Origin of the sequence: Rhizobium sp. AG207R, assembly GCF_027109195.1 — a bacterium.
Lineage (GTDB): Bacteria > Pseudomonadota > Alphaproteobacteria > Rhizobiales > Rhizobiaceae > Rhizobium > Rhizobium dioscoreae.
The window spans coordinates 321,175-343,537 of sequence record NZ_JAEPVT010000002.1 but is presented as its reverse complement, the minus strand read 5'-3'; the positions used below and the strand labels follow the sequence as shown (position 1 = coordinate 343,537).

Below are 22,363 nucleotides of genomic sequence, written 5' to 3'. Positions count from 1 at the left end.
TGGGCGGTTGTCCGCCTTTACGTCAAAACAGATTGCGACAAAAGGCGCCGAATTCAAGGTGCTCCCGAACAAGAAACATGTGGGAGTGTTATGAACCCGTTAGCCCTCCGGCAGGGGAATGAACTCTTCCTCGTCGCCCGGCACGATATCGAAGCGGCCCGTGCGCCATTCTTCTTTGGCTTTTTCGATACGCTCCTTCGAGGACGAGACGAAATTCCACCAGATATAGCGCTTCGAATTAAGCGCTGCACCGCCAAAAAGCATGAGATGACAGCCTTTTTCGCCGGCCCCCAGCGTTATCGCGTCACCGGGGCGGAAGACGAGAAGCTGATCCTGTTCGAAACGGTCGCCGGCGACGACGAGCGAACCAGAGAGAATATAGACCGCGCGCTCTTCATGGGCTGCTCCGAAAGGAAACGTCGTGTTCGGCTGCAGCTGAAGATCGACATAGAGAGTGTCCGAGAAGGATTTCACCGGCGATTCCAGGCCCTCGAAATTACCGATCACCACGCGCCCGCTCACGCCGCCATCGGCGATGACAGGCAGCTCGTCCTTTTCCGTGTGGGTGAAGGAGGGATCGATCTCCTCCTTGTCGTCGGGCAGCGCCAGCCATGTCTGCAGGCCGGACATGGAAAATGGATGGTCGCGCAGGTTCTCCGGCGTGCGCTCGGAATGCACGATGCCGCGCCCGGCCGTCATCAGGTTGATGTCGCCGGGACGGATCACCTTGGCCGTGCCGAGGCTGTCCATATGGCGGATCTCGCCGTCGAAGAGGTAGGTGACGGTGGAAAGGCCAATATGCGGATGTGGGCGCACATCGAGCGCTTGGCCCGGCCGCAAAATGGCTGGCCCCATGCGGTCGAAGAAGATGAACGGTCCCACCAGCCGGCGCCGGCTGCTCGGAAGCGCGCGCCGCACGGAGAAGCCGCCGAGGTCGCTGGTGCGCGGGATAATCAGATTCTCGATCGCATCGCAGGCGAAGGCGTCACCCGCCTGCGGATCGTTTCCTGGGAAGAAGGACATGAAGGCTCTCCTTTCGGTTGGGGCTCAACCTAGCGAGAAAGGTTGGGAAACTCAAATTCCGCTGTCCAGGCGTTTATAAGGATTGTTTCAAAGGGTTGTTTAACATTGCGCGCTATGTGAACAGCGGGGTAATTTTGGAGACGAATAAGCATGGACATGCGCGGAAGCAAAGTACTGTTTGCCTTTCTCTTGGGAGGAATGCTGGCCGCATGCACCACGACGGGTGACCGGCCTGAGCAGCAGTTTGCTAAAAAAGCTGCCGATCCGACGGCAATTGAACCTGCGGTTGCTGCGTTTCGAGATATTTGCTTTGCTTCTAGCGCGCCCTATACGCAGGCTCGGGCGGCTGCAGCCCGCTATGGGGTTAAGTCGTTTCAAACCAAGCAAGGTTCGAGTTTGATTTCTGGCAAGTATACATATTTCGAGGGGGCAACGGACGATCGATCGCTGATTGTTATCATCAATCCAGACGGACTATGTGATACGAAGTATCGCCGTCATCCAGGGATGGCAGACGATGAGACGATCGAACGCCAATTCGCAGACGTCATCAAAACAAAATATCCGGATGCGTTCAAAATTGGCGATAGAGGCAGAGAGTATCACGTATCCATAAACGGAAAGCGGACCAGCTTCGGGTTTTCGCTCAACCACGATGGTTACATACAGTTCATGTCGCCTTGACGAAATCGTTCATCCGCATCAAAGCGCCTGCGCGAGACTCATGGCGATTCCGGTAGGCGCGTGCAGCCGCCCGCTTCACGCGCCATCCAGCGCTTCCGTGCCCTGCGGCTTGCCGGCGCGATCGAGTCTGATCTTCTCGATGCGGTTTTCCGCAGCCGAGAGCAGAGCCTCGCAATGCTTCTTCAGTGCTTCGCCGCGCTCGTAGATGGCGATAGATTCATCCAGCGCCACATCGCCGCGTTCGAGCCGGGCAACGATGCTTTCCAGCTCCGCCACGGCCTTCTCGAAGGAATAGCCTGATACATCTGCCTTGGCGTTCTCGCTCATCGTCAACCTTTCATCATGCGTAGAATATGCATCCCCGCCGACTCGGCGAGACCTTCCAGATCATAGCCGCCTTCGAGCAGGCTGACGACCCGGTTCTTGGCGCTGCGGTCGGCAACCTCGAGCAGTCGCCCCGTCGCCCAGTCGAAATCCTCGCCCGTCAAGTTCAGCTGCGCCAGGGGATCGCGGTGATGGGCATCGAAGCCCGCCGAGATGATGATGAGGTCGGGCCGGAAGTCGGTGAGCGCCGGCAGCACGCGGGACTTGAAGGCCTCGCGGAAATGATCGCCGCCAGTATTGGGCGAAAGCGGCGCATTGACGATGGTGTTGTGCGCGCCGCGTTCGTCCTTCTTGCCCGTGCCGGGATAGAGCGGCATCTGGTGGGTGGAACAGAAGAGCACGGACGGATCGTCCCAAAAAATGTCCTGCGTGCCATTGCCGTGATGCACGTCCCAGTCGACGATGGCGACGCGCTCGGCACCATGAGCCTTTTGCGCATGGCGGGCGGCGATCGCGGCATTGTTGAAGAAGCAGAAACCCATGGCCTTGGTCTTCTCGGCATGGTGGCCGGGCGGCCGGGCCGCGACGAAGACATTGTCGGCCGCACCGGAGAAGACGTCGTCGACCGCCGCCATGGCGCCGCCGACGCCATGCATGATCGCCTGCAGCGTCTTCGGGCTGGCATAGGTATCCGCCTCGATCTGGTTGATCTCGCCCTCGTCACCTCTGTCCGGCATCGAACGCAGCACGAAATCCAGATGCTCCTCGGGATGCGCAAGCAGGATCGCATCCTCATGCGCGGGCGGCGCCTTTCGCCGGTCCAGCCTCTCGAAATTTGGATGCTCCAGCGCAATGTTCAGCGAGCGAAGCCGGTCCGGTCGCTCCGGATGGCCAGGAGGAACGATGTGTTCAAGAAAGATCGGATGTTCGTAAAGACGTGTGCTCATGGGGCCAATCTATAAACGAGGTATGACGCCTATTACAGGACATGGACAATGTCACTACAATGTCAACAATCCATCTTAACCACTTTGAAGTGGCGCCGTTTACTTATCGAGGCGCGGTGTTAAGCTTTCATTAAGGTCAGTACGGCGTCGGCCAGGGTTGTTGCGTGATGGCGAGAGTAGAACGATCCGATGTCATCGAGGTAAGGGTGCCGCCGCGTGATGTCGACCGGCACGGCCAGATGTTTATCGCCTCCTACATCTCGCAAGCCGAGACCGCACTCTCCAACTTTTGGCGCACGCGGCCGCTGGTCGACGACGAGCCTCTCTATATCGCCAAGAAGGCATCGTGCTCGCTGCACCGCGCCCTGCACTATGACGACCTTGCCCGTTACTCGATCAGCGTCAACAAGATTGGCGGCAAGTCGATCGGTTTCGTTGTCGCGGTTGAAACTGGCAACGAATTGGCAGCGGAGGTGGAAATCCTCTGGCTCGCGGTGCGTGGCGATGAGCATGACCCGGTGCCACTGCCGGAAGACACGCGCGACTGGCTCTACAAATATCTGGCTTAGTCTCGATTTAGCTCCGCTGCGGCAGAAGCGGATAGCCGACCATGACAGCGCGGCCGACCAGGGCTGCGACGACGGCCTTGATGACATCGCCCGGCACGAAGCCCAGGGACCCGATAAACGCCTTGCTGAAACCGATATTGATGGCGAGCCAGGCAATGCCGAACGCGTACAGCACCACCACCCCACCGATAACAGCAGCGATGAAGAAGCCGACACCTTGAACCAGGCCGCTCTGTTCCGGCTTGACCAGTCGTTCGGAGAGATAGCCGGTGATGAAGGCAGCGAAGATCCAGCCGACGAAGAAGCCGGCTGTCGGGCCGGCAAAGACGGCAAGGCCGCCGCGGCCGCCGGAAAGGACCGGCAGGCCGATCGAAACAAGCACCACTACCAGCAGCACCGCGATCGTCCCGCGCTTGGCGCCGAGGACGACGCCGGCGAGCATGACGCCGAGCGACTGGGCGGTGATCGGAACCGGAATGATGCCGATGGGGATCGGCGGCAACAGGCCGAGCGCCACGATGATGGCGGCAAACAGCGCCGAGAGGACGAGATCGCGGGTGTTCATGGCGGCTCCTTCCGAAAAAGACCTATGTTCATTGACGCCGAATGCCCCGCGCGTCAATCGCCGCCGCAATATTGTCCGCATCGCGCAGCGTCAGGATGATGAGCGGCGCGAGCGTGGTTGCCAGGCGAACCTTGATCCCGCGCGCCTGATGCGCTTCACGGATCGCGCGGTAGCGATCGAGGATTTCAGGCACGAAACGGATCACCAGGCCGATCGCAAGCCCGATATCGGCCGCTCTGAGCAGGCCGAGCTTTTCAAGCGGCATGGCAAGTGCCGTGATCTCGTCGATGAAGGCGGCCATCGATGTCGTTGCCGTCACCGTGGCGGCAAACAGCGCGAGCGCCGTCAGCCGCAGCGCCGTGACGATGGCGGCGTGGAGCGGGCCGACCAGTGCCGCAAAGATCGCCAGGACAGCGATCGAGATCAGGATCGGCCGAAGCCGCTTCATCGCCTCTCCGACCGGCAAACCGCTGCGAAGGTAGAGGGTGGCGCCGACAAGATTTGCACAGGCAAGCAGCATGATGGAGTGCGTTAGGAACAGCAACACGCCGAATGCGGTCAAAGCCAGCAGCTTTACGCGCGGCGAAAGCCGGTGCAGCCAGGTATCGACATCGACATGCAGCGTCTGCATCAGCCAGCCATCTCCCTGTAGCGAGCGATCGCTTCCTCTGCCGGAGCGTCGGCGACGAGCCGGCCTTGATCGAACAAAAGCACCCGCTCGAAACCCTCGAGCAGTGGCAGATCGTGGCTGATGACGATGACACTTTCCGGCAGCCCCATCATGGTCTTCTGCACCAGCGCCCGGTTCTTGAGGTCGAGTTGGTTCGTCGGCTCGTCCAGAATGAGGATATCCGGGCCAGTCACCAGCACCGAGCAAAGGGCAGCCATCTGTAATTCGCCCCCGGAGAGCTCATGTGCCCGCCGCGCGCCGAGATGACCGACGCCGAAGCGGCCAAGAATGCCCTCGACCGCCGCATCGATCTGCGCCTTGTCATATCCGCGCGCCTTGAGGCCGAAGGCGATGTCGTCGCGCACAATGGGCAGGATGATCTGGTTTTGCGGCGACTGGAAGATATAACCGACCTTGCCGAGCACCTTGGCAGCATCGCCGACCGTGTCGAGCCCATCAACCACGACGCGCCCCGTTGTCGGCTTGACGAGCCCGTTGATCAGCCGCGCGAAGGTCGTCTTGCCGGAACCGTTGAGGCCGATCACCCCGATGCGGCGCTCCTGAAGCGTGAGATTCAGAGGAAACAGCGCAGTGCGCTTGCCATAATCGACGCCAGCGGTTTCGAAGCGGATGTCCAAGCGGCTTTCCTGTTCGGTAGTGTGATCGCGGAGCTATAGCGCATTGCATCGAATTATCAAATCGACGCCTCTTTGAAAGTATGGGAATTTATGCCTATGATCCCGTAATGACGAATCTGCTCTCGAATCGTGACGCCCGCCGCGTGTTCCTTGCCAAGCAAGGTCTTGCCAATCCGCCGAACCGCGCCTTGACCAAGGCGGGGCTGCTGCAGCTCATCCACGACATCGGCTTCGTGCAGGTGGACAGTATCGCCACCGTCGAGCGCGCCCATCACCAGATCCTGTTTTCGCGCAACCAGACCTATCGGCGTGAACATCTGACCGAACTCTTGGAGAAGGACGGTGCACTCTTCGAGAACTGGACGCATGATGCCTCCATCCTGCCGAGCGCCTTCTTCGTCTATTGGAAGCACCGCTTCCGCCGCGAGGATGAGGCAATCATCGCACGCTGGCGCAAATGGCGCGGGGAGGGCTTCGAGGCGGCTTTCGAGGAAACCTACGAGCGCGTGCTGAAGAACGGCGCGATCACCGCCCGCGAGGTCAAGGCGGAGGATCATGTCTCCGGCGGCTGGTGGAATTGGCACCCAAACAAGACGGCGCTCGAATATTTCTGGCGCACCGGCAAGTTCGCCATCGCCGGCCGCACTAATTTTCAAAAGGTCTACGACCTCGTCGAACGTGTCCTTCCGGCCCATTTCCATGAGCCCGAAGTGGAGCATGACGAATTTGTCGACTGGGCTTGCCGAAGCGCGCTGCAGCGCCTCGGCTTTGCCACCTCGGGCGAAATCGCCGCCTTCTGGGATCTGGTCACGCCACAGGAAGCCAAGAGCTGGGTCGAGACTCATCGAGACGAATTGACCGAAGTACTGATCGAGCCCGCCGCCGGCGGCAAGCCGCGCTCGTCCTTCGCCTTCCTCAATTTCCATGACACGCTCGACAGTCATGCCGAGGCACCGGCGCGCATCCGCGTGCTGAGCCCCTTCGATCCGACTCTGCGCGATCGCAATCGGACCGAACGTCTCTTCGGCTTCTTCTACCGCATCGAGATTTTCGTGCCCGAACCGAAGCGCGAATACGGCTACTACGTCTTCCCATTGCTGGAGGGCGACCGGTTGATCGGACGGATCGACATGAAGGCCGACCGCAAGGCGGGGACGCTCGATGTCAAACGCCTGTGGCTGGAGCCGGGCGTCAAGGCATCGGCCGGCCGGTTGGAGAAGCTGGAAGCGGAGCTGGAACGTGTTGCCCGTTTCACCGGCGTCGAGAAGGTCGTGCTTCTCGACGGCTGGCGGGGATGACCGACAGTTCTTTTTCAGGAAATCGGCGCTGAGTGGCATCAGGGAGACTGCCGCTCATTTTGGGATCGAGATCGCATGAACACCGTTCGGATTTTCGATGGGCATAATGATGCGGTCCAGTTCATGCTGGATTACAAGCCTGACGGCCGTGATTTTTTGGCCCGGTCCGAGGCTGGGCATCTCGATCTTCCGCGAGCACTCGAAGGAGGCTTAGCCGGCGGATTGTTTGCGATGTACGCCGCGCCGGAGCATGAGCCGGTAGATGATCTGACGATCACCCAAAATGGCTACGAAGTTCGCTATGCCGAAGCTTTGCATCAGGACCATGCCCGCCGGCAAATCGACGGGCAGCTTGCGGCGATAAGGAAGCTGATTGGACGCTCGGGCGATAAAATCCGTGTGGCAACGAGCGTAAGGGAGATCAAGGCGGCTGAATATGACGGCGCATTCGCCATCGTACTCCATATGGAAGGCGCCGACGCCATCGGCCCCAATCTCGCCTATCTGGATAGCCTCTATGATGCCGGCCTTCGATCCCTGGGCATTGTATGGAGCCGTCCGAATATCTTCGGCTATGGCGTACCGTTCGCCTATCCGAGATCGCCCGATACGGGACCTGGGCTGACGGATTTGGGAAAGAATCTGGTCCGAAGATGCAATGAACTCGGGATCATGATCGATGTTTCCCATCTGAACGAGCGCGGATTTTGGGATGTCGCCGCATTGAGCACCGCTCCGCTTGTGGCCACGCACACCTGCGCCCATACCATATGTCCATCGACCCGGAACCTGACCGATCGGCAATTGGACGCGATCCGCGATACGGGTGGCGTCGTTGGGTTGAATCTTGCCGTCAACGATATCCGCGCGGATGCCAATCTTGACGAGGATACCCCGCTCGAAGCGGTCGTTCGCCAGATCGACTATCTCAGCGCCCGCATCGGCGCGGATGGGGTCGCGCTTGGATCGGATTTCGATGGCGCCGTCATGCCTCGTGAGATCGGAGACGCAAGCGGCTTGCCGCGGCTCGTGGAGGCCATGCGCCAAAGCGGATTCGATGAATTAACCCTGCGAAAATTCGCCTATGACAATTGGCTTCGCCTATTCGATGCCACATGGCCGGAGCGATCGTAAGCTTTGCCACCTCCCCCTTGAAGGGACATAACTAACAGAGTCCAATAGGCAGAAGAACACCCGAAGAGGAGAGTTCGTTGTCGTCGCTAATTCTAAAAGGCCGCCGCAATGTTAGGCTCCGCCCGCCATGTGCCGAGGACGCCGATGTGCGCTTCGCTTTAGGTACGAATGCCGAGATCGCGGAGATGTATGGCGTTAACAAGGAGGACATCGAGCCCATCACTCGGGGGGCGCAACGCGATGGGTTCAGGGCCTTGCCGATCACCCTCATGCCTGGGTTATCGAAATCGACGGCGTCTTTGCCGGCATAATCCGATTGGACAACGTCAATCGCCAGGACCGGCGCGCGACGATGGCAATCGGGATCTATAATCCGGCGTTGCTTGGTAAGGGTTTTGGCACGGAAGCGATCACGCTTCTGCTGGATCATGCCTTCGGCGAGATGAGACTGCATCGCATCGGAATACGCGTGCTCGCCTACAACAAGCGCGCCATCCGCGCCTATGAAAAATGCGGCTTCATCGTCGAAGGCAGGGAGCGGGAAACCGCTTACGTCAATGGCCGCTGGCATGACGACATCATGATGGGCCTGTTGGATCGCGAGTTTTCATCACCTCGCTTTTGAGGGGGGCGGTCACACGGAGCGCGCGGGTGGGGGTGACAATTGTTTGGCTACGGAGATCGACGCAATCACCCCACCCCGGAGCTTCGCTCCGACCCTCCCCCACAAGGGCAGGGCTATCGCATATGGAGGCGGATGAGCACCATAAGCTCCTTCTCCCCTTGGGGAGAAGGTGGCCCGAAGGGTCGGATGAGGGGGTTATCGATTTGAATTCATGGATTTTTGTGGTCTTGGCGGGCACCCCCTCATCCGCCTGGCGGCACCTTCTCCCCGCTGGGGAGAAGGGGACGGCGGCGATCTCCGCTCATATGCGATAGCCCTGCCCTCAAGGGGAGGGTAAAAATCAGCAGATCTCTGTCTTGGCAATCTTGATGCCGAACCCTTCCAAGCCGACATAGTGCCGTTCGCGGCTAGTGAGCAGCTTGATCGAGCTGACGCCGAGATCCTTCAGGATCTGCGCGCCAAGGCCGATTTCCAGCCATTCGCTGTCGCGCGCCTGTGCCTCGGCGTGGCTCTCGCGCTCGGCCTGACGCGCCTTGCGACCATTGTCGAAATGACCGACACCGACGGAGCCTTCGCGCAAATAGACGATGACGCCCCGGCCTTCCTCGGCGATCTTCTTCATGTAGAAATCGACCGGACGGCGCTTGCCGAACAGATCCTCGGCGACATTTTCCGGATGCAGTCGAACCGGGATATCGACGCCGTCGCGAATATCGCCGAAAACGACGGCAAGATGCTGCATCGGGTCCCAGGGCAGGGAATAGGTATGGGCGCGCGCCTTGCCGAACGGTGTTTCGATGTCGAAGCTGGTGCCGAGCTCGATGAGGGTTTCCTTGCGCTGGCGATAGGCGATGAGGTCGGCGACGGAAACGAGCTTCAGCCCGTTCTGCTCGGCGAATTCCACCACTTGCTGGCCGCGCGTCACCGTACCGTCATCATTGACGAGCTCGCTGATGACGCCGATCGGCGGCAGGCCGGCAAGCTTGCAGAGATCGACGGCGGCTTCCGTATGGCCCGAACGCATGAGCACGCCGCCTTCGCGCGCAACCAGCGGGAAGATATGGCCCGGACGAACGAAATCCGTCGGCCCGACATTCGGATTGGCGAGGTTTCGAACCGTCAGGGTCCGGTCGTCGGCGGAAATGCCTGTTGTGGTGCCATGCTTGAAATCGACGGAAACGGTGAAGGCCGTCGTATGGGCGGAATCATTCTCCGCGACCATGGCGTTGAGGTTGAGTCGCTTGGCCTCCTCGCGCGGCATCGGCGTGCAGACGATGCCGGACGTGTGCCGGACGATGAAAGCCATCTTGTCCGGCGTGCAGTGAACGGCGGCAACGATCAGATCGCCTTCGTTCTCGCGGTCATTGTCGTCCATGACGACGACGATCTCGCCGGCTTCGAAAGCCCTTATGGCATCGACAACACGCTTCTGGTCGTAAGACATCTCGAAGTTCCTACCTCTGCTGGCCCGTCTGGCCGCGATCCCTCAGATAATGATCGGCAACGGCGCAGGCGACCATCGCCTCGCCGATCGGCACGGCGCGAATGCCGACGCAAGGATCGTGGCGGCCCTTGGTGCGCACATCGACATTGTTGCCATCGGCATCGATCGACTGGCGTTCCGTCAGGATCGAGGAGGTCGGCTTGATGGCGAAGCGCGCGACGACGGGCTCGCCTGTGGAAATGCCGCCCAGGATGCCGCCGGCATGATTGGACAGGAAGATGCGCTTGCCGTCATTGCCCATGCGCATGGCATCGGCATTTTCCTCGCCTGTGAGTTCAGCGGAGGCGAACCCCTCACCGATTTCGACGCCCTTGACGGCATTGATCGACATCAGCAGCGAGGCGATATCCTGGTCGAGCTTGCCATAGATCGGAGCGCCGAGACCGGCCGGCACGCCTTCCGCCACCACTTCCACCACGGCACCGATCGAGGAGCCGGCCTTGCGGATACCGTCGAGATAGTCTTCCCAAATAGGCACGATTTCGGGATCAGGCGCAAAGAACGGGTTCTGATCCACCTGCGCCCAATCCCAGTTGGCACGGTTGATCTTGTGCTTGCCGATCTGCACCAGCGCGCCACGGATCGTCACGCCGGGCACCACGAGACGGGCGATGCCGCCGGCAGCGACGCGCGCCGCGGTTTCGCGGGCTGATGAGCGGCCGCCGCCGCGGTAGTCGCGAATGCCGTATTTGACGTCATAGGTGTAGTCTGCATGGCCGGGGCGGTAACGCCTAGCGATCTCGCCATAATCCTTCGAGCGCTGATCGGTATTCTCGATCAGCATCGAGATCGGTGTGCCGGTCGAGATCATCGTCTCGCCGTCCTCGTCCGTCATGACGCCCGACAGAACCTTGACGAGATCGTCCTCGCGCCGCTGCGTCACGAAGCGCGACTGGCCCGGCTTGCGCTTGTCGAGCCAGGTTTGAATGTCCTGGAGCTTGAAACGGAGGCCTGGAGGGCAGCCGTCGACGACGCAGCCGAGCGCTGGACCGTGGCTTTCGCCCCAGGTGGTGACGCGGAAGAGGTGACCGAATGTATTATGCGACATGTAAAACGACCGGATTAGCGCAGCCTGACCGACAGGCCGCGTCTTGTCTCTTGCAATTTCGGCCCACTCATAGGCCAAAATGCCGACAAGACAAAATCTTTCTTTCACTTGCCTCGGAAACGGCGACCGGCCCTTTTCCTCCTCAAGCACCGGCATGGTAAACAAAGATTAATCCGAATTGTGGATTGTGACGAAGCATTCACCATTTGGGCGGGCGAAGTCATTATTGGGGGCAACATCCGCCATATTCGACGTGTTTTCTAGACCGCATAAGAAATCATAATCAATTTACCTGAAGGGTGACGACGATGCGCTTCTTTGTAGCGACGCTTTTGGCCACGGCAAGCCTGCTTGCTCCTGTCGCCGGTTTTGCTGAAAGCGCCGATGTCGAAGCCGTCATCAAGAAGGTCGACGCGAAGAACTTCAACATCACGCTGGATGACGGAAAGAGCTATCAGGTGCCGGAGGATTTCGATTTCAGTGGCCTGCAGGCCGGTGTGAAGGTGGTGGTCTTCTATACGGAAGTCGACGGCAAGCGCGTTGTCAACGATCTCGATATCGTCCAGTAAATAGCGCTGCCGCCGGGCAGCCGGCGGTCTTGGACGGTTTTCCCGCCTTCAAGGTGATTATTCTTCTTCGCTCGCTCCCAAATCACGCAGCCATCCGCGCCCGAAGCGCATCGCGATCTTTCGGATTTCCTTCTTGCGCTTTAGATCTTTGATTTGGGTATGTCATTGTCGCAAAACCGCTGCACACTTTTGCGCGACATGCTTTAATCGGGAACCATCTACATCCAACCGATGATCTTCATCTGCGGATCGACCTTCAGGATCTGGTCCTGATGGATCGGGATTTCCGCCGCCTCTTCCTTTTCGACATCGCCGATCAGACGGAACAGCGTACGGATGACGCCGCCATGCGTGACGCAGACCGTCGGGCGGTCGACGGATGTCAGCCATGAGCCGACGCGCCAGGAGAGGATTTCATAGCTTTCAGCATCTTCGCCAGGCGGGATGAAGTCCCATTTATTCGCCTTGCGCTCGGCAAGCCGGTCGGGCGCTGTTGCCTTCAATTCTTTGAGGGTAAAGCCCTCCCAGGCTCCGAACGACAGTTCGACGAGCCTGTCGTCGGTCGCATAGTCCTTGGGCGGCAGGCCCATGGCATCTCTGGCGATTTCCATGGTTTCGCGCGTGCGCCGCAAGGGGCTGGCGACGAAATCGAAGGGCCGGTTTTCGAATGCGAGGATTTCGGCGAGATCGATGCCGTTCTGCCGCGCCTGTTCGCGGCCGATGGCGTTGAGATCGATGTCTTTCTGCCCCTGCAGGCGACGCTCGGCATTCCAGTCGGTCTGACCGTGACGTATCACATAGAGGATGGGCGACACGGTCAGCTTCCTGTTGGTCAGTCCTTCGCGACGGAAATGTCGGGCGCGTCCACGGCCTTCATGCCGACCGTATGATAGCCCGAATCGACGTGATGGATTTCGCCGGTCACGGCCGTCGACAGATCGGACAGCAGATAGAGGGCGGAATTGCCGACTTCGTCGATCGTGACAGTCCGCTTCAGCGGTGCGTTGTACTCATTCCACTTCAGGATGTAGCGGAAGTCGCCGATACCGGACGCAGCGAGCGTCTTGATCGGGCCTGCCGAGATCGCGTTGACGCGAATACCGCGGCTGCCGAGATCGACTGCGAGGTAGCGCACGCTGGCTTCCAAAGCAGCCTTCGCGACACCCATGACGTTGTAGTGCGGCATGACCTTTTCCGCACCGTAATAGGTGAGGGTGATCATCGAGCCGCCGTCATTCATGATTCGCTCGGCGCGCTGTGCAACCGCCGTGAAGGAATAGACGGAGATATCCATCGTCTTCGTGAAGTTGTCGCGGCTGGTATCGAGGTAACGGCCGGTCAGCTCGTCCTTGTCGGAAAACGCGATGGCATGCACGACGAAATCGATCTTGCCCCATTTCGCCTCAAGCGTGTCCATGACGGCATCGATCGTTGCCGGCTCGGTTACGTCGCAATGGCCAGCCATAAATGCGCCGAGTTCCTGAGCAAGCGGCTCGACGCGCTTCTTCAGGGCATCGCCCTGCCACGTCAATGCGATTTCGGCTCCGGCATCCGAACAGGCCTTGGCAATACCCCACGCTATCGAACGGTTGTTTGCTACGCCGAGGATGACGCCGCGTTTGCCTGCCATGAGGCCAGTGGATTGAGCCATATTCTGCTCCCTTGAACTTTCGAATGACCCTGCCTATGGCATAGGCCGTTCCCCTGTTCAAGCATCGTAAAGATCATCAACTGTTAGGGATCGTAACAAAGGGTGCTGTTGTCACCAAAATTTCACAGGAAAAGCCCCTCGCGCATACTGCGCATGAGATCCGTGACCTTATCGTCGGGTTTTTCCCACAGCATCAGCCGCAATTCAACGATGAGATCGCCTTTTCCGCCATTGCCGTCGGGCAATCCCTCGCCGGAAATGCGCACGACCTGATCCGAACCGGACCAGGCCGGCACCATGATCCTGACCGGTCCGTTCAATCCCTCGACCGTGGTTTCGCAACCGAGAACGGCATTCTCTATCGTAATGGGTAATATTGTACGCACATTGCTGCCGTCGAATGTGAAGCGTCCGTCGGTCGATAGGTGAACGGTGACGGCGACATCGCCGCGCAACATGCCCTGCAGTTTCAGTCCCTGGCCCTTGAGGTGAAGCACCTGGCCATTGGAAATATCAGTCGTCGCCTGGAAGCGCGCCTCCCGGTTGTCGGGCAGCGGAACGGCAATCCAGCGGCTCTTCAGCATGTCGTCGAGCGTTACCGTGGCTTCGGCGGCGACCTCCGGGGTTTTCTCCGGCGGCTTTTCGGGCGCACTGCCGCCCGTGATGCGTCGTACCAGAGAGCCGAGGATGCCGAAGGCGGAGCGCGAGCCGGCAGCTGCCGAAACCGTGGCAAGCTGCTCCTCTTCCACCTGCGGCTCTTCCGGCGCCGCGGTATCGGGTTGCTCCTGCGGTTTTTCCGCCTGCTTTACGCCTGTTGCCGCCGTGGCCTGTGCCTGCTGCGCCTGGCCGGTCTTCACTCCGAAAATGCGTTCGACCATGTCTTCCGGAGATTCGGTGGCATTGCCCTGTTGGCCGGATGCAGCGGAGGCTGCTGCTTTGCGGGCGTTGGCCCGCGCGAGCTCTTCCATGATCTTGTCGGCATTGGCGCGCGCGGCCTTGGCCCGCTCGGCAGCCTCGCGAGCCGCCTGCCGCTGCTGCATGATCGTCTGTTCCTGGCTCTGACCCTTTGCCTCGGCCATACGTGCGATCTGGTCGTAGCGGCTGCGCTTTTGCGGATCCTTCAGCGTCTCGTAAGCCCGGCCGATTTCGGCAAACCGTTCCGACGCGGTCGGATCGCCCAGATTGTGATCGGGATGGGCGGTCTTCGCCAGACTGCGCCAGGCCGATTTGATTTCGTCCGCCCCCGCATCCTTCCTAACGCCCAGCACCTTATACGGATCGCGCATCTTTCCCGCCATCATTCATGGGTGTGCCGAGCCCCATCGCAGCACCCCAAGCAAAGAACCAATTGATAGCGCTTCGCCATCCTGCCCCCGTCATGGGAGGCAAGGCTGGTGCGCCGATGAGCCGATCCTGCGGGAGGAGTTGCTAATCAGGCGTTACGAGGGAGAGGGGCAGCAGATCCCCATTTTGAGGCATGGTTAGCCAATCGCTAACAGATGATGCCCGAAATTCGCAGCCAAATCGTGGGCGCAGATGTCAACATCATGCGTGCGGAACCAAAATGCTTTAGAGGCGCCGAAAAACAGGAGGGCGGCGATCAGCCCGCCTGCTGGAAGCTGAGCAACTGCCATTCACCAAGCCCGACGAGGCAAGTCCTGCCGGAGAAGTTGGCGACGCCCTGATAAGAGTGCCGGCTGGTGCGGAATTGGCGGCAGACCACGCCGGACGCATTGCTTTCGACAATCGTGTCGATGACACCGGCACTGCCGGTTGAGGTGTTTGCCCAGGGTATGGGCTGGCCGTTGAGTTTGTGGAGATCCGCCGAGGTAACGGCATTGCGCACCGTGGTCTCGTCGGAGATGCTGTCCGTCGTTACGGGAGCCGTCGGCACGGTGCCCGTCGATACGCTGCGATCCACTTTGGCCGAGCTCAGATAGTCCATGCCGCCGCCGACGCAGCCGCCAAGGGTGAAAAGGGAGACTAGGGCGACAGCCATCGTCACGCCTTTTGCAAGCTTGCGCTTTGTATGAACGATCGACTTTGCTATGACTTCCACCCGAACTTCTTGGCCAGCCAGAGGGGCCGGCGGTTATTAGGAATTGCGGAGCTTTTGAATTAATATGTCGGAAAACGGGTTAACAAGCGGTGACTTCACCGAGCAGAATGAACCTTTCAGTCTCTTTGCGTCCTGGCTGCGTGAGGCGGAGACCACCGAACCGAACGATCCGAATGCGGTAGCGCTGGCAACGGTGGATAAGGATGGTTTGCCAAATGTCCGCATGGTTCTTCTGAAAGGTTTCGATAGCGACGGATTCGTATTCTATACAAATTTCGAGAGCCAGAAAGGCCAAGAAATTCTTTCCCAGAAGAAAGCGGCCATGTGTTTCCACTGGAAGTCGTTGCGTCGCCAGGTGCGCCTGCGTGGCCTGGTTGAAGTGGTGAGCGATAAGGAAGCCGACGAATATTATAAGACAAGGCCTCGCGGCAGCCGCATCGGCGCTTGGGCCTCAAAGCAGTCGCGACCACTGGAAGGCCGCTTCGCGCTGGAAAAGGCCGTTGCCGAATATACCGCCCGTTACGCAATCGGCGATATTCCGCGCCCGCCTTACTGGTCCGGTTTCCGCATTCGGCCGCTGTCGATCGAATTCTGGCACGACCGCCAGTTCCGCCTGCACGACCGTATCGAATTTCGCCGTGACGTACCGGAGGGTGCCTGGCAAAAGGTGCGGATGTATCCGTAAATCCTATGCCGTTTCCCGGCGCCCCATCAGCCGCATGGGGATGCCGGATGCAAGCGCCGACGCATAGCGGGGCTTCTGGTAATGGCCGTTCAGCGATAGCCGCGGCAATAGCAGGGAGTTGCCGTTTGCTGCCGTGATCGTGCCGGGGCGGGTCGTGACGCCGACGGAGAAGCCGAGTTCAGCCGCAAGCCGTCCCTCGCGCGCCGAGACTGCCTCGTTCGTGCCATAGGGGTAGGCGATCGTGGTTGGCCGCTTTCCGGTGATGTCGGCGACATAATCGGCCGAAAGCGCCATCTCCGCGACAGCCTCCGCTTCGGGGAGCCTTGCCAAGGCCCGATGGCTCACCGTATGGGCGCCGAGCGAGGCAAGGGGATGGCGAGCGAGCTGCCGCAATTCATCTCGATCCATGATAGATGCACGGACGATATCGACCGGTTCCAGACCATGACGCCGGGCAAGCTCATCGATCCGGCCGACGGCTTCGCTTTCTTCATGACTATGGACAAAGGCGGCGAAGCGGGCAAATGCCGCATGCTTCTGGCTATCCTTGCCGAATGGCAGAAACTCTTCTCCTGACCCGAAATCGAATGTCAGGCGATCAAGCCGGCCAAGCAGTTCGCCCAGCGTCTCCCACCATAAACTATGCGTCCGCTCCGAAAGCCCCTGGGCGACGAAGACGGTGAAGGGCACATCGTGGCGTGCGAAGATTGGCAGGGCGTGTTCAAGATTGTCCCGATTGCCATCGTCGAGCGTGACGGCGACGAAGGGTGGCTTGCCGGCCTCTTTTGCCCGTGACGGAAGAGCGTCGAGTGCAATGAACTCGTAACCGTCCCGTTTTAGCCGGGCGATCGCCTGATCGAGAAAGTCGGGCGAGACCTCCAGATGCGCATTGGGTGTAAAACGGCAGGGGAGGGCAGGGCGGACGTGATGAAGGGTGAAGATCGTGCCGAGGCCGGCAACATCGCGCATCAGCCCCGCACCTTTCAAAAGTGCGGCAGCCTCAAGCCCGCTTGAGATCATCGTGCGCTTGAGGCGGACCTTGATGCCCTGTTCCATGCGGCTCGACCCGGTTGACCAATGTCAACGCTGTAGCGCATTCCCGTTAAACCTTACTGAATCTTCGTCATAATTTCCAATGCGTTAATGCTTATTTTACCAGGAAAGGCAAAATTGAAGAACTATCGAGGCTGTTGCCTCAATATCGCACCGGTATCAGGCTTTTTGTCGCAAAATCATACAGGGATTGATGCGGTGTGTTGGCATTCTTTCGGTTGGGGACAATTATGAAACGACTTCTGATGGCTTTGTCTGCGGCCGTCTTGCTGTTGAGCGCTCCTGTAGCGAGCTTCGCCGGCAGCGCCTATTTCATCATGGATGCGAAGACCGGCAAAGTGCTGGCGTCGAGCAATGCGGATGACCTCAACCATCCGGCATCGCTGACGAAGATGATGACCCTTTACATGACCTTCGAGGCGATCCATCGCGGCAAGCTGAGCTGGAACACGCGGATCCTGGTTTCGCGCTTCGCTGCCGCCAAGCCGCCAACCAAGCTGGGCCTCAAGCCCGGTGGTACGGTGACTGTCCGCGAAGCCGTCGATGGCATGATCATCAAGTCCGCCAACGATGCCGCTACCGCCATGGCGGAAGCGCTCGGCGGCAGCGAGAGCGGTTTTGCGCGGATGATGACGCAGAAAGCACGCGAACTCGGCATGCGCCGCACCACCTTCCTGAATGCATCCGGTCTTCCGAACATGCAGCAGTGGACGACGGCGCGAGATATGTCGACGCTCGCCGTCGCGCTCATCAACAACTATCCCCAGGAGTACCGGCTCTTCTCGCAGACGAGCTTCAACTACCGCGGCCACTACGTGCGCGGCCATAACAACCTGATGTATCGCTATGAGGGCATGGACGGTATCAAGACCGGCTATACGAATGCCTCCGGCTTCAACCTCGTCAGCGCCGTGCGCCAGGGCAATCGCCGCGTGATCGGCGTCGTCATGGGCGGCGCCACGGCGCGCGGTCGCGACGCGATGATGGCGTCGCTGCTGGACCGCTATGTGCCCAAGGCAGCCCCCATCGCAACATCGCGCCTGATGGCGAGCGTCGGCGGCGGCAAGATGGGCAAGCAGGTTGAAGTGGCGTCTGCATCGGACGATGTTGCCGTCGATGTCGATGCCCAAACCACTGCCACGACGACACCTGCGCCGGCGCGCAAGCGTACCGAGGTTGTCCCAATGGCATTCGCCGCCACCTCGAACGTCACCGTGCCGATGGATCGCCCGGCTGCGATGGACGAGATCCTCGTCGACAACAAGCAGGCGGCAGCCGCCAGCAAGCCGATGGTATCCGGAAGCTGGCAGGTGCAGATCGCGGCGACGCCAACCGCTCAGGCTGCCAAGGATTTGCTCTCGGAAGCGAAGTCCAAGGCCGGCAATGCGCTCGCCAATGCCTCGCCCTATACCGAAGCCGTCGGCAAGGGCGCCAGCACGGTCTATCGCGCCCGCTTCACCGGCTTTGCAAGCCGCGACGATGCAAGTTCGGCCTGCTCCGCTCTGAAGCGCAAGGACTTCGATTGCATGCTCCTGCCGAGCAAGGGCTGAACACAATCTTGATTGGATAGAAGCGAGCCGGCGGAGCAAATCTCCGCCGGCTCGACTTTTTTGCGGGAATCGTTCATTTGAATGGAACATAAAGGGAACGATTTCGATGCTGAAAGATCTGATGGAGCAATTCGAAACGGCTTCGGCACGCTACGCCGCCGACAACGGCATGGAGCGCGACGACGACTGGTTCGTGTTGAAACTCCAGGAAGAAATGGGCGAGTTGGTCCAGATCTGGAACAAGGTCACCGGCCGCGGGCGGCGCAAGGGCATGAGCGACGCGGATCTTGCGACGGCGCTTGCCGATGAAACGGCCGATGTGCTCGGCCATATTCTTCTATTCGCGCATCGCAACGGCCTCGATCTGCCGGCTGCCGTCGAGCGCAAGTGGCTCTTTCGCCCTCAGGCGTAGCAGGCCGGGGCGGTTAAGCCTTGGTGCCGCCCACCGTGATCTGGTCCATGCGCAGATGCGGCTGACCGACGCCGACGGGAACCCATTGGCCGGCTTTGCCGCAATTGCCGATGCCGGTATCGAGTTTCATGTCGTTGCCGATCATCGAAACGCGCTTCATCGCATCCGGCCCGTTGCCGATCAGCATGGCTCCCTTGATAGGAGCGCCGACCTTGCCATCCTCGATGAGGTAGGCTTCGGTGCAGCCGAAGACGAATTTGCCTGAGGTGATATCCACCTGACCACCGCCGAAGGAAACGGCGTAGATGCCCTTCTTCACCGAAGCGATGATTTCGTCCGGCGTCTTGTCGCCGCCAAGCATATAGGTGTTGGTCATGCGCGGCATCGGCGTATGGGCATAGCCCTGGCGGCGGCCGTTGCCGGTCGCCTTCATGCCCATCAGCCGGGCATTCTGTCGGTCCTGCATGTAGCCCACCAGTTTGCCATTCTCGATCAGCACGTTGTAGGCCGAAGGCGTGCCTTCATCGTCGACGGTGATTGAGCCGCGGCGGTTCTCGATCGTGCCGTCATCGACGACGGTAACGCCGGGAGTGGCGACCATCTGGCCGAGCAGCCCCGCGAAAGCCGATGTCTTCTTGCGGTTGAAATCGCCTTCCAGCCCGTGGCCGACGGCTTCGTGCAGCATGACGCCCGGCCAGCCGGAGCCGAGCACGACATCCATCGTGCCGGCGGGTGCCTCGATCGCCTCGAGATTGACGAGCGCCTGGCGAAGCGCCTCGTCGGCGCCGTGATGCCAATTGTCTTCTGTGACGAAATCGCCGAAGCCGATGCGGCCGCCAGTGCCGAAGGAGCCGGATTCCTGCCGGTCGCCGTCACCCACGATGACAGAGATATTGACGCGCGTCATCGGCCTGACATCGCGGACGCGATGACCATCGGCGCGCAGAATGTCGACCACCTGCCAGCTCGCGGCGATGGATGCCGTCACCTGGCGCACCTTGTCGTTCTTGTCGCGCAGATAGCTGTCGATCCGCTGCAGGAGCTTTGCCTTTTCCTCGAAGCTCGGCGTGCCGATCGGGTTCTCGTCGCCGTAGAGCACCTTGTTGGTACGCTGTGGCGCGGCTGCATAGGAGCCGGCATAGCCCGATGTCACCGCACGTACTGCATCGGCGGCGCGCTTCAGGGCGGCTTCGGACAGGTCGCCCGCATGGGCATAGCCCACCGCTTCGCCGGCAACGGCGCGAAGGCCGAAGCCCTGCTCGGTGTTGAAGCTGCCGCCCTTCATACGGCCATTGTCGAAGGTCAGCGATTCCGCCTGGACATGCTCGACGAAGAGTTCGCCGTCGTCGGCGCCGGACAGCGCCTCGGCCACGATGCCGCGCAGCTTGGCTTCATCGGCATCGAAAAGGGTAAGGAGATCGGTGTTCATGGGTCAGGTGCTCCGTTCAGAGCCGATGTAGGCTTCGCACCGCGCAAGAGCAAGCCCATCCGGTCAGGGAAGGGCGTCGTAGCCGTCCGCGAAGCCCTTCAAGTCCACAGGGATGCCGATCCCTTCTTCCGGCGACTGGAAGACGATGAAGGTTGCCGTTGCGCCGCTGCGCAGCGTCTTCAGCAACTGGTCCTCCAGCACGACTTCGGCGTAGCAGCCGTCGGAGAAGCAGCGCACGAAATAGGCGCGGCCGATATCCTTACCATCAATATTGAGGCCGAGACCGTTGGGCAGCAGCACGCCGAGCGGCGCCAGCACGCGCAGGATCTTGGATTTGCGGTCAGCCGTCTTCAGCACGACGACGGACAAACCGATTTCCGGGCGGTCCTCTGCAATCACGTTCTGCATCAGCGCGCATTGCTCGGTCGAGGCGCCTGCCGGCTTGTCGCAGACGACGGACCATGCGCCATGGCTGGAGCGAACCGTACCCGGCGGTTGCGGAACCTGGCTCGTTGGCACCTGCTGTGTATGCGGCTGCTGTTGGCCCGGCTGGTCAGGCTGCAATTGTTGGGTCTGCTGCGCCGGCGGCTGAGTCTGCTGTGCCTGTTGCGCCCATGCGGGTGCGGCAACTGCGGCAGCGACGCTGCCGGTAACAAGCAAAAGCCGGGCGAGGGAACGAAAACCCATGGAAACCTCTAGATTCGAATCAGTGCCGCTATTGTTGAAGCCCAGGCCGGCAAATGAAAAGCCCCGGCTGCTGGATTCCAACCGACTACGGCGGAAATACGACGTCTACTCCATTTTGTCCCGGCGGCGCCATGGACCGCGATGCAATTTTTCGTATGATGATGAAATGCTTGCCATGTCCGGGACAAGCATGGGGGATATTCGCGCAAAAATGCCGCACTAACAAATGTCTTGAGTTGTTGCGGAGTACCCCAAACTGTGGTTTGAAGCGCAATGGATTGTAGGGATACTGCGTTTGAGGAAGATCTGGGATCAAACGCTGGAGGGAGAGACATCGTGATTAAGAGAGCTTACGCGGCTCTGGCGGCTATGATCTGTCTGCTTTTTGCGACAGGTAGCTACGCCGATCAGCCGAGACCTTGGGAAACCGGTATGCAGCAGGCGGCAACCGGCAACATGCATCAAATCCGCTGGTTTGAGGCATACACGCTTTGGTTTATCATTCCGATCACGCTGCTTGTTCTGGCCCTCCTGGTGGTGGTCATGGTCAAGTTCCGGGCCTCCAAGAACCCGGTTCCGTCCAAGACGAGTCACAACACGCTGATCGAAGTCATCTGGACCATCGGACCGGTCCTTATTCTTCTCTTCCTGGCCATTCCCTCCTTCAATCTACTGACCGATCAGCTGACCTTCCCGGAGAAGACGGATGTCACCGTCAAGGCGACAGCGACGCAATGGCAGTGGAATTATGAATATGAAGGCAGTGGTGCGACGCCGGTTGCCTTCGATTCCTTCATGCTGAAGGAGCAGGACCGCACCGCCGCCGGCAAGGACGACAAGTCGAAATATCCGCGGCTGCTTGCTGTCGACAATGAAATGGTCGTACCTGTCGGCAAGAACGTTCGCCTTCTTGTCACCGCCGCACCGGCCGACGTCATCCATTCCTTCGCCATGCCCGCCTTCGGCATCAGGATCGATGCCATTCCGGGCCGTCTGAACGAAACCTGGTTCAATGCCGACCGCGAAGGCCTGTATTATGGACAGTGTTCCGAGCTCTGCGGCAAGGATCACTCTTTCATGCCGATCGCCATCCGCGTCGTCTCCGATGATCAGTACAAGCAGTGGCTTGCCACTGCTGCAACCGACGTCGGCAAGGCGAACAAGGCTCTGATGGCCGCCGTCGATCAACCGACGACCGTCAAGGTCGCGGAAAACACGGCGAAGTAAGAGGGGTAGGAA

Annotated in this window: 25 protein-coding genes; 10 read left to right on the top strand and 15 right to left on the bottom strand. The window is 60.0% G+C overall.

Annotated features, from left to right (window positions below):
* Nucleotides 1-99 precede the first annotated feature (99 nt).
* Nucleotides 100-1,023 (bottom strand): pirin family protein, encoded by a 924-nt coding sequence (locus JJQ51_RS05685; RefSeq protein ID WP_152095963.1) that lies wholly within the window; start codon nucleotides 1,021-1,023, stop codon nucleotides 100-102.
* A gap of 150 nt (nucleotides 1,024-1,173) precedes the next feature.
* Here JJQ51_RS05685 and JJQ51_RS05680 point away from each other — a divergent pair, with 150 nt between their 5' ends.
* Nucleotides 1,174-1,707 (top strand): hypothetical protein, encoded by a 534-nt coding sequence (locus JJQ51_RS05680; RefSeq protein WP_113353893.1) that lies wholly within the window; start codon nucleotides 1,174-1,176, stop codon nucleotides 1,705-1,707.
* Between the two features lie 75 nt (nucleotides 1,708-1,782).
* On the opposite strand, the gene JJQ51_RS05675 is transcribed toward JJQ51_RS05680, so the two are convergent.
* Together JJQ51_RS05675 and JJQ51_RS05670 are read right to left on the bottom strand one after the other, a co-directional pair.
* Entirely contained in the window at nucleotides 1,783-2,034 is a 252-nt protein-coding gene (locus JJQ51_RS05675) for an exodeoxyribonuclease VII small subunit (protein WP_069613731.1), read from the bottom strand.
* Between the two features lie 2 nt (nucleotides 2,035-2,036).
* Nucleotides 2,037-2,978 carry a histone deacetylase family protein gene (locus JJQ51_RS05670; protein ID WP_113353895.1) on the bottom strand — a complete coding sequence of 314 codons (942 nt, stop codon included), beginning with the start codon at nucleotides 2,976-2,978 and terminating at the stop codon, nucleotides 2,037-2,039.
* Nucleotides 2,979-3,145: 167 nt separating this feature from the next.
* Here JJQ51_RS05670 and JJQ51_RS05665 point away from each other — a divergent pair, with 167 nt between their 5' ends.
* Nucleotides 3,146-3,547, top strand: coding sequence for an acyl-CoA thioesterase (locus tag JJQ51_RS05665; RefSeq protein WP_113353896.1), 402 nt, complete (start codon nucleotides 3,146-3,148; stop codon nucleotides 3,545-3,547).
* 7 nt (nucleotides 3,548-3,554) lie between these two features.
* Here the strand turns inward: JJQ51_RS05665 and JJQ51_RS05660 are convergent, their stop codons facing one another.
* Genes JJQ51_RS05660 through JJQ51_RS05650 form a run of 3 tightly spaced genes read right to left on the bottom strand, consistent with a single transcriptional unit; the run spans nucleotide 3,555 to nucleotide 5,420 of the window.
* Nucleotides 3,555-4,112 carry a biotin transporter BioY gene (locus tag JJQ51_RS05660; protein ID WP_069613734.1) on the bottom strand — a complete coding sequence of 186 codons (558 nt, stop codon included), beginning with the start codon at nucleotides 4,110-4,112 and terminating at the stop codon, nucleotides 3,555-3,557.
* 28 nt (nucleotides 4,113-4,140) lie between these two features.
* Entirely contained in the window at nucleotides 4,141-4,743 is a 603-nt protein-coding gene (locus tag JJQ51_RS05655) for an energy-coupling factor transporter transmembrane component T family protein (RefSeq protein WP_152093614.1), read from the bottom strand.
* The gene (locus tag JJQ51_RS05650) at nucleotides 4,743-5,420 is read right to left on the bottom strand and encodes an energy-coupling factor ABC transporter ATP-binding protein (protein WP_152093613.1); all 678 of its coding nucleotides are present in this window, start codon (nucleotides 5,418-5,420) and stop codon (nucleotides 4,743-4,745) included. The genes JJQ51_RS05655 and JJQ51_RS05650 overlap by 1 nt, the downstream gene beginning before the upstream one ends.
* 107 nt (nucleotides 5,421-5,527) lie before the next feature.
* Here JJQ51_RS05650 and JJQ51_RS05645 point away from each other — a divergent pair, with 107 nt between their 5' ends.
* The 3 genes from JJQ51_RS05645 to JJQ51_RS05635 all read left to right on the top strand — a co-directional run bounded on the left by JJQ51_RS05645 (nucleotide 5,528) and on the right by JJQ51_RS05635 (nucleotide 8,477).
* Nucleotides 5,528-6,718 carry a winged helix-turn-helix domain-containing protein gene (locus JJQ51_RS05645; RefSeq protein WP_152093612.1) on the top strand — a complete coding sequence of 397 codons (1,191 nt, stop codon included), beginning with the start codon at nucleotides 5,528-5,530 and terminating at the stop codon, nucleotides 6,716-6,718.
* 75 nt (nucleotides 6,719-6,793) lie between these two features.
* Nucleotides 6,794-7,852, top strand: coding sequence for a dipeptidase (locus tag JJQ51_RS05640; protein WP_269244408.1), 1,059 nt, complete (start codon nucleotides 6,794-6,796; stop codon nucleotides 7,850-7,852).
* Nucleotides 7,853-8,132: 280 nt separating this feature from the next.
* Nucleotides 8,133-8,477, top strand: a complete 345-nt coding sequence (locus tag JJQ51_RS05635; RefSeq protein ID WP_331275824.1) for a GNAT family N-acetyltransferase — start codon at nucleotides 8,133-8,135, stop codon at nucleotides 8,475-8,477.
* 340 nt (nucleotides 8,478-8,817) lie between these two features.
* Here the strand turns inward: JJQ51_RS05635 and ribB are convergent, their stop codons facing one another.
* Nucleotides 8,818-9,921, bottom strand: coding sequence for a 3,4-dihydroxy-2-butanone-4-phosphate synthase (gene ribB / locus JJQ51_RS05630; RefSeq protein WP_069613738.1), 1,104 nt, complete (start codon nucleotides 9,919-9,921; stop codon nucleotides 8,818-8,820).
* Nucleotides 9,922-9,931: 10 nt separating this feature from the next.
* Entirely contained in the window at nucleotides 9,932-11,029 is a 1,098-nt protein-coding gene (gene aroC, locus JJQ51_RS05625) for a chorismate synthase (RefSeq protein ID WP_152093608.1), read from the bottom strand.
* A 308-nt stretch (nucleotides 11,030-11,337) separates the two neighbouring features.
* Between aroC and JJQ51_RS05620 the strand changes: the two genes are divergently transcribed.
* The gene (locus JJQ51_RS05620; protein WP_015339036.1) at nucleotides 11,338-11,598 is read left to right on the top strand and encodes a DUF1344 domain-containing protein; all 261 of its coding nucleotides are present in this window, start codon (nucleotides 11,338-11,340) and stop codon (nucleotides 11,596-11,598) included.
* 218 nt (nucleotides 11,599-11,816) lie between these two features.
* Here the strand turns inward: JJQ51_RS05620 and JJQ51_RS05615 are convergent, their stop codons facing one another.
* From JJQ51_RS05615 to JJQ51_RS05600, 4 genes are all read right to left on the bottom strand, one after another.
* Nucleotides 11,817-12,413: a histidine phosphatase family protein gene (locus tag JJQ51_RS05615; protein WP_152093607.1), complete on the bottom strand. Its 597-nt coding sequence runs from the start codon at nucleotides 12,411-12,413 to the stop codon at nucleotides 11,817-11,819.
* 17 nt (nucleotides 12,414-12,430) lie between these two features.
* Nucleotides 12,431-13,249, bottom strand: a complete 819-nt coding sequence (gene fabI, locus JJQ51_RS05610) for an enoyl-ACP reductase FabI (RefSeq protein ID WP_069613741.1) — start codon at nucleotides 13,247-13,249, stop codon at nucleotides 12,431-12,433.
* Between the two features lie 122 nt (nucleotides 13,250-13,371).
* Complete coding sequence (locus JJQ51_RS05605; RefSeq protein ID WP_269244407.1) at nucleotides 13,372-14,535, bottom strand: DnaJ domain-containing protein; 1,164 nt, start codon at nucleotides 14,533-14,535, stop codon at nucleotides 13,372-13,374.
* Between the two features lie 314 nt (nucleotides 14,536-14,849).
* Nucleotides 14,850-15,308, bottom strand: coding sequence for an RT0821/Lpp0805 family surface protein (locus tag JJQ51_RS05600; RefSeq protein WP_069613743.1), 459 nt, complete (start codon nucleotides 15,306-15,308; stop codon nucleotides 14,850-14,852).
* Between the two features lie 64 nt (nucleotides 15,309-15,372).
* On the opposite strand from JJQ51_RS05600, the gene pdxH reads away from it, so the two are divergent.
* Nucleotides 15,373-15,993, top strand: a complete 621-nt coding sequence (pdxH, locus tag JJQ51_RS05595) for a pyridoxamine 5'-phosphate oxidase (RefSeq protein ID WP_113331979.1) — start codon at nucleotides 15,373-15,375, stop codon at nucleotides 15,991-15,993.
* Between the two features lie 3 nt (nucleotides 15,994-15,996).
* Here the strand turns inward: pdxH and JJQ51_RS05590 are convergent, their stop codons facing one another.
* Nucleotides 15,997-17,049: a polysaccharide deacetylase family protein gene (locus tag JJQ51_RS05590; protein WP_113353902.1), complete on the bottom strand. Its 1,053-nt coding sequence runs from the start codon at nucleotides 17,047-17,049 to the stop codon at nucleotides 15,997-15,999.
* 227 nt (nucleotides 17,050-17,276) lie between these two features.
* Here JJQ51_RS05590 and JJQ51_RS05585 point away from each other — a divergent pair, with 227 nt between their 5' ends.
* Nucleotides 17,277-18,596 (top strand): D-alanyl-D-alanine carboxypeptidase family protein, encoded by a 1,320-nt coding sequence (locus tag JJQ51_RS05585; RefSeq protein WP_113353903.1) that lies wholly within the window; start codon nucleotides 17,277-17,279, stop codon nucleotides 18,594-18,596.
* A gap of 106 nt (nucleotides 18,597-18,702) precedes the next feature.
* A complete protein-coding gene (locus tag JJQ51_RS05580; protein ID WP_113331988.1) occupies nucleotides 18,703-19,008 on the top strand; it encodes a pyrophosphatase in 306 nt (101 codons plus the stop codon).
* A 13-nt stretch (nucleotides 19,009-19,021) separates the two neighbouring features.
* Here the strand turns inward: JJQ51_RS05580 and tldD are convergent, their stop codons facing one another.
* A complete protein-coding gene (gene tldD / locus JJQ51_RS05575) occupies nucleotides 19,022-20,437 on the bottom strand; it encodes a metalloprotease TldD (RefSeq protein ID WP_113353904.1) in 1,416 nt (471 codons plus the stop codon).
* Nucleotides 20,438-20,500: 63 nt separating this feature from the next.
* Nucleotides 20,501-21,124: an invasion associated locus B family protein gene (locus JJQ51_RS05570; RefSeq protein WP_069613870.1), complete on the bottom strand. Its 624-nt coding sequence runs from the start codon at nucleotides 21,122-21,124 to the stop codon at nucleotides 20,501-20,503.
* A gap of 336 nt (nucleotides 21,125-21,460) precedes the next feature.
* Here JJQ51_RS05570 and coxB point away from each other — a divergent pair, with 336 nt between their 5' ends.
* Entirely contained in the window at nucleotides 21,461-22,351 is an 891-nt protein-coding gene (gene coxB, locus JJQ51_RS05565; protein ID WP_113353905.1) for a cytochrome c oxidase subunit II, read from the top strand.
* Nucleotides 22,352-22,363 lie beyond the last annotated feature (12 nt).